Below are 6,061 nucleotides of genomic sequence, written 5' to 3' on the forward strand. Positions count from 1 at the left end.
ATGGTGCTGTCTTGGCCAGCGTGAAGAACATTTTGTGAACGGAAGCGCAATGCGGAAGACGTGGATCGGTTTCGGTGCAGTGGCGGGAACGGCGGCGCTGGTCGCGATCGTGCCCTATTTCATAGACTGGAACTGGTTCAAGCCGCAGCTTGTTTCGGCTGTGGAAGAGGCGACCGGCTATGACGTGGAGGTGGCCGGAGACATCGGCTTCTCGCTGCTCCCAAGCCCGCGCCTTTCCGCCGAGGGACTGACCGTCACGGGGTTCGGGCCAAGCCGCGAACCGCTGGTGAAGGCCGATAAACTCTCCGCCGCCGTTGCCTTCCTGCCGCTGCTCTCGAAGCGCGCGGAGGTGAAATACATCGCGCTCGAAGCGCCCATTGTGCGCATCATCAGCTATGCCGACGGCACCACCAACTGGTCCGATCCGGCGAAGGCGAAGACGGAATCGTCGGGCGGGGAGCTCTCGATCGAGGATTTCCGCATCGAGAAGGGCACCTTCATCCTGCAGTCGCCGGAAGGCGAGCCGACGCGTGTGGACGACATCGACATGAACGTCGCCATCGCAAGCGCGGCGGGGCCGTACACGGTCGAAGGCTCGCTGCGCTACGGCGCGATGCCGGTGACGCTGAAGGCGGAATACGAGCAGGGCGGCCTCAAGCTCGATGCGACGCTCGCGAAGGCGGGGACGATCGCCTTCGGGGGCCGGGTCGGCGAAGCGGAGGGCGATGCCGCTACGCCTGTGTCGGGCAGGCTCACCGTGAGTGGTGAAAAACTCGGTGATCTGCTTGTCGCGTTCAGCGGAGGAGAGGCGTCCAAGGCGCCCGCCTACGCCAAGCCCGTCCAGCTCAAGGCCTCCGTCGAGGGCACGACCGACCAGCTTCGCCTGGCCGATGTCAGCGGCACGGTGGCGGGATCGAAGTTCGGCGGCGCGTTCGATGTGAAGCGCGGCGCGCGGACGGCGATCAGCGGGCGGCTCATCGTCGATGCTCTGAACGCGGCGGACTGGATGTCCGACGAACAGAAGGACGACAAGGAGCCGTTCGAGCTTCCCGAAACGATCGATGCCGATGTGATCGTGCGCGTGAACGATGCGCGTTACGGCACGATGCAGCTCGGCGCGGTGAATGCGCCGGTGAAGCTCGCGAACCGGGTGGTCACGCTTGGCGATACGCGTCTCGCGCTTGCGGGTGGGGGAAGCGCTGTTGTGCGCGGGCTCCTTGATGCGGCGGACGGCGAACCGCGTTTCCGCGGGCGCTTCGGCACCAGCCTGCCGCGCCCGGCGCGGACGCTCGCCGCATTCGGGACGGATGGATACGCATCGCTGCCGCCCGCGACACTCGGCGGTACGATCGAATACCGCGACGATGCCGTGACGCTCGGCGACCTGCGCGGTACGCTGGACGGGAAGGCCGTGGGCGGCAAGGTTCACTACCCGCTGGAGGAAGGGCTGCCGATCGACGTGGCGCTCGGGCTCCAGAGCCTCAACTGGGACCGCGTCGTTTCGAAGCCCGCGTCGACCGCCAAGGCGGACGATGCCTTCGCGCGCACGGTGAACTTTGACGTGCGGCTCGGCGAGCTTCTGATGGGTGGCAGCCGCTACGGCGGCATCACCGCAGAGGGCAGCTACGCCGCCGACAAGGTGACGCTGGCGCAGGCGGTGGTGCAGGAAGCGATGGGCTTCGGGATCACCGCGAAGGGCAGCATCGACAAGCTTTCGGCCGACCGCCGCGCAGACCTTGCGCTCGGGCTGGCGGGCGAGGGCGTGAAGGGCGCGATCACGGTAAAGGGACCGATGTCGAAGCTCGATGTCGGCGGCGCGGTCACCTATGCGGGCGCGGAAATCGGTCTGAGCGGCTGGGTGCGGACGGAGCCGGACGTTGCCTATCAGCTTGCGGCCTCGGCCAAGGCGCCCGAGGCAGGCGCCGTGCTCGCGCGGCTGCAGGATGAGCCGCGCGCGGCAAAGCTCGGCCCGCTCGATCTCGGGATGCAGATCGCAGGCGCGGGCGATGTCGCGAAGATCAGCGGCATCGCGGGCAAGATCGGCAGCATGACGCTTTCGGGCGACGCGTCCGTCAACACGGGCGGATCGGTGCCGGTGGTGAACGCCGTGCTGAAGGCGGGTGTCGTGCCCGTGCTGGCGTTGATGGGTGACGACGGGACGGGCGCGGCCGAGGCGGCGAGCGGGAAGGGCGCGCGCTGGTCTTCAGAGCCGCTGTCGTTCGACTGGATTCGCAATTTCAATGGCCGCATTTCGCTGACGGCGGAGCGGGCGCTTTATGATGCCTACGTGCTCGACAAGCCGTCGCTCGCGCTTGTCAGCAAGGGCGGGACGCTCAGCATCGAAGGCTTGAAAGGCGGTCTCTACGGCGGCACCTTCACAGCGTCCGGCACGCTCACCTCCGGCGACGCGCAGGGCATGGCGATGAAGCTCGCGCTGAGCGGTGTGCCGGTGGAGCCGTTCCTGAAAGCCGCGATGGCGAGCGCGCCCGCGACCGGCACCGTCGACATAACCGCGAATGTCACCGCGCGTGGGCCCTCGCAGAAGGCGCTGATGTCCTCGCTCGCCGGGCCGGTGCGCATGGCCGCGACGAACGGCGTGATCCGCAAGGTCAACCTGAAGGCGCTCGACGAGGAACTGAACGATCTGCGCTCGCTCGACAGCTTCGCGCGCTTCGCGGGGACGGCGCTGAAAGGCGGAGAGACACAGTACCGCACGCTCGCGATCGACGCGACGGGCAAGGGCGGACGCTTCAACATCGACAAGGTGACGAGCGACATGGACGGCGGCAGTGTGACCGCGAAGGGCTATGTCGATATGGGCGCATGGTACGCGGACAGCGTCGCCACCATCCGGCTCGGCAGCCACAAGGATGCGCCCGCGATCCCCGCGACCATCAAGGGGCCGCTGCCGGTGCCGGAGGTCAAATATTCGCTCGGCCCGCTGCAGGCGTGGTTCGGCAAGCGCATCGCGCTTGTCGGCATCAAAGCGGCGGTCGGCGGCGACAAGCTTGATCTTGGCAGCCTCATCGGCGGCAAGAAGGCGCAGACGCCCGCGGTCGCGGAAGGTGAAGCCCCTGCCGAAGCGGCGCCGCAGAAGACCGTGGAGGAAGAGCTCGGCACCGCGCTCGGCAAGGGGCTCGGCAAGCTGTTCGGGAAGAAAAAACCGGCGGAAGAGTAGGGCGTTGTGCGTCCATCGACTTCGCTCGGGATGATGGACGTAGAGCAAAAAGCTAATTCATCCCGAGCGAAGTCGAGGGACGCACAGCAGATGCAAGCGGGCCCTACGCTAGCCGCAGCACGTGCAGCCGTGCCTTGCCGACATCGCGCACGGCATCGATCATGAAGCCTTCGGCCGCCAGCGTCTCATCACGCCGCGTCTCCACGCTGACCCAGGCGCCCGGTGCCAGCCAGCCGCCCTGCCGCAATGCTGCGAGCGCCCGCTCGCCAAGGCCCTTGCCGTAAGGCGGATCGAGCAGCACAAGGTCGTACGGCGCGATCGCCGTTCCCGGTGCATCCGCGCTCCGCGCCAGCACGTCGGTTCGCTCGGCAGCGCCGAGCTTCGCGATATTGGCCTTGAGCGCGGCGAGCGCGGCACGATCCGTCTCAATGAACGTCGCATGCGCTGCGCCGCGTGACAGGGCTTCGAGGCCAAGCGCGCCGGTGCCCGCGAAGAGATCGGCAACGCGCAGCCCTTCGAAGGTGCCGAGGCGGCTCGTGAGCATCGAGAACAAGGTTTCGCGCGCCCGATCGGCGGTGGGCCGCGTTTCGGCACCCACAGGCGCGACGAGCGGCCGTCCGCGCCATGCGCCGGCGATAATCCTCATTTGCCGGGAAGGCGGCTCCGCAGCCGCGACACCGCATCGTCGGGTATCTGATCGACGCCGCGGACCGGCAGGTCGTCCAGATCGAACGGACCGTAGCTGACGCGGATCAGCCGCGTGACCTGAAGGCCGAGATGTTCGAGAACCTTGCGAACCTCGCGGTTCTTGCCCTCGGTGATGCTGATCAGCAGCCACGAATAGGCGCCAGACTTGTGCTCGATATCGGCGTTGATCGAGCCGTAGCGCACGCCTTCGATGGTGACGCCCTCGGCGAGCGCCTCCAACTGGCGGGCGTTCACGGCGCCGAACACACGCACGCGGTAGCGCCGCACAAACGCATTCGCGGGCAGCTCCATCGCGCGCTTCAGTTCGCCATCGTTGGTGAGCAGCAGCAGGCCCTCGGTGTTCATGTCGAGCCGACCGATGGTGACGAGGCGCGGCAGGTCCTTCGGCAGCAGATCGTAGATCGTGGCGCGGCCCTTCGGATCGCGCGCCGTCGTCAGGCAGCCGGTGGGCTTGTGGAAGCGGTAGAGCCGCGTCGCGCTGGTCACGGCGACGGGGTTGCCGTCCACTGTCACCTCGGCAAGCGAAGTAAGGTTGAGCGCGGGCGAGGTGAGCACCGTGCCGGCGACGGCGACTCGACCCTCGGCGATCATCCGCTCAATATCCCGCCGCGAGCCGACGCCGGCGCGCGCCAGCAGCTTGGCGATGCGCTGCGGCGCGCCCGTGCGGTGCGTGGCCGGGGCGGCGGGGCCTTCGGAGCGACGCGTCGGGCGCTCGTCCGTATCCGCGCGCCGGACCGGGCGCTGGCCCATGCCGCCGCCCGGGCGCGGACGACGCTCGCTGCGTTCGCCCGTGCGTGTGGTCTCGCGCTCACCTGTGCGTTCGTTGGCGCTTCGTTCACCGGTCGGCCGTTCACGGCGTGTCCGTTCCCGGGTCTGTTCAGGGGGCGTCCGCTCCTCGGGCGTCCGGACCCGGAGCGTCCGTTCGCGGACAGGTCGCCCGGGTCCACGCTCGCCGCCGCGTTCGCCGGTTCGTTGAGCAGCACGCGGCCCTTCGGGCGTGCGATCGTCAGTTCGGTGATCGGTGGGGCGGCGCGGGCGCTGCGGTTTGCCGTCCAGCGGCGGACGTGCGGGCCCGCCCGCCTTCGATGGGCGACGTGGCGGACCGGAGCGGCGAGGGGGTTTCGACATGCCGCTCAACTGGACCGGAAGCAGGGAATTGGCAAGCCCGCCGCTTTCCGCTAGTGCCTTCCCGCCGTGCCCCCGTGGCGGAATTGGTAGACGCGCTCGACTCAAAATCGAGTTTCGCAAGAAGTGTCGGTTCGAGTCCGACCGGGGGTACCATCGACCGTCCGTGGACGTCCATTTTCGTCCGCCAAGTGACTGGTTTTGCTTCGTTATTTCTGTTATGGTGTCCGCAGGAATTCGGGCTCGTCGATACCATACCGCGTCAAGTTCTTGGTACTTTTCTTGGTATCGAGTTGCCCTCCTGAAGGAGGTACCATGCGACTCTCGGCGCTGGCGATCCGCAACGCGAAAGCGCGTGAGACGCCATACTGTTCCCCGTCAGCGCCAATGGCACAGATTTGAGGTTGTGATTTGAGGAGGGTTGGGTCTTCGTCGCAGTGACGAAGGAACGAAGATGAAGACCCAACCCTCCTTGAAAAAATCGCTAGCAAAGGCCCCTGCTGAGCGGGTGGTGAAGGACATCCGGCGGCAGACGCGTCGCCATTTCTCGGCCGAGGACAAGATCCGCATCGTGCTCGATGGACTGCGCGGCGAGGACAGCATTGCCGAGCTGTGCCGCAAGGAAGGCATCGCGCAGAGCCTGTATTACACCTGGTCAAAGGAGTTCATGGAAGCGGGCAAGCGCCGCCTGGCCGGCGATACCGCGCGTGCCGCGACCACCGGCGAGGTGCAGGACCTGCGCCGCGAAGCCCGCGCATTGAAGGAGTGCGTCGCCGAGCTGACGCTCGAGAACCGTCTGCTGAAAAAAAGCATGATCGCGGATGGGGGCGACGACGAATGAGGTATCCTGCATCCGAGAAGCTCGAGATCATCAGGATCGTCGAGCGATCGCATCTGCCCGCCAAGCGCACGCTGGACCAGCTCGGTATCCCTCGCCGGACATTCTACCGCTGGTATGATCGCTACCTCGAAGGCGGGCCGGAGGCGCTGGAGGATCGACCATCGGCGCCGAGCCGGGTGTGGAACCGCATCGCGCCTGAGGTGCAGGAC

Annotated in this window: 3 protein-coding genes, 1 tRNA gene and 1 pseudogene; 3 read left to right on the forward strand and 2 right to left on the reverse strand. The window is 67.1% G+C overall.

Going from position 1 to position 6,061, the window contains the following annotated elements; genetic code table 11:
* Window positions 1–34 precede the first annotated feature (34 nt).
* Window positions 35–3,178 carry an AsmA family protein gene (locus H2052_RS04190; RefSeq protein ID WP_293778424.1) on the forward strand — a complete coding sequence of 1,048 codons (3,144 nt, stop codon included), beginning with the start codon at window positions 35–37 and terminating at the stop codon, window positions 3,176–3,178.
* Window positions 3,179–3,281: 103 nt separating this feature from the next.
* Here the strand turns inward: H2052_RS04190 and rsmD are convergent, their stop codons facing one another.
* Together rsmD and H2052_RS04200 are read right to left on the reverse strand one after the other, a co-directional pair.
* Window positions 3,282–3,824 carry a 16S rRNA (guanine(966)-N(2))-methyltransferase RsmD gene (gene rsmD / locus H2052_RS04195; protein WP_293778427.1) on the reverse strand — a complete coding sequence of 181 codons (543 nt, stop codon included), beginning with the start codon at window positions 3,822–3,824 and terminating at the stop codon, window positions 3,282–3,284.
* Entirely contained in the window at window positions 3,821–4,636 is an 816-nt protein-coding gene (locus tag H2052_RS04200) for a pseudouridine synthase (RefSeq protein ID WP_293778429.1), read from the reverse strand. Before H2052_RS04200 ends, rsmD begins: the two co-directional genes overlap by 4 nt.
* Window positions 4,637–5,082: 446 nt before the next feature.
* Here H2052_RS04200 and H2052_RS04205 point away from each other — a divergent pair.
* A tRNA-Leu gene (locus H2052_RS04205) sits at window positions 5,083–5,167 on the forward strand.
* A 298-nt stretch (window positions 5,168–5,465) separates the two neighbouring features.
* Window positions 5,466–6,061 (forward strand): annotated as a pseudogene (locus tag H2052_RS04210) (transposase); the annotation flags it as partial.

This window comes from Sphingosinicella sp. (assembly GCF_013911755.1).
In the GTDB taxonomy this organism is placed as follows: Bacteria; Pseudomonadota; Alphaproteobacteria; order Sphingomonadales; family Sphingomonadaceae; genus Sphingosinicella.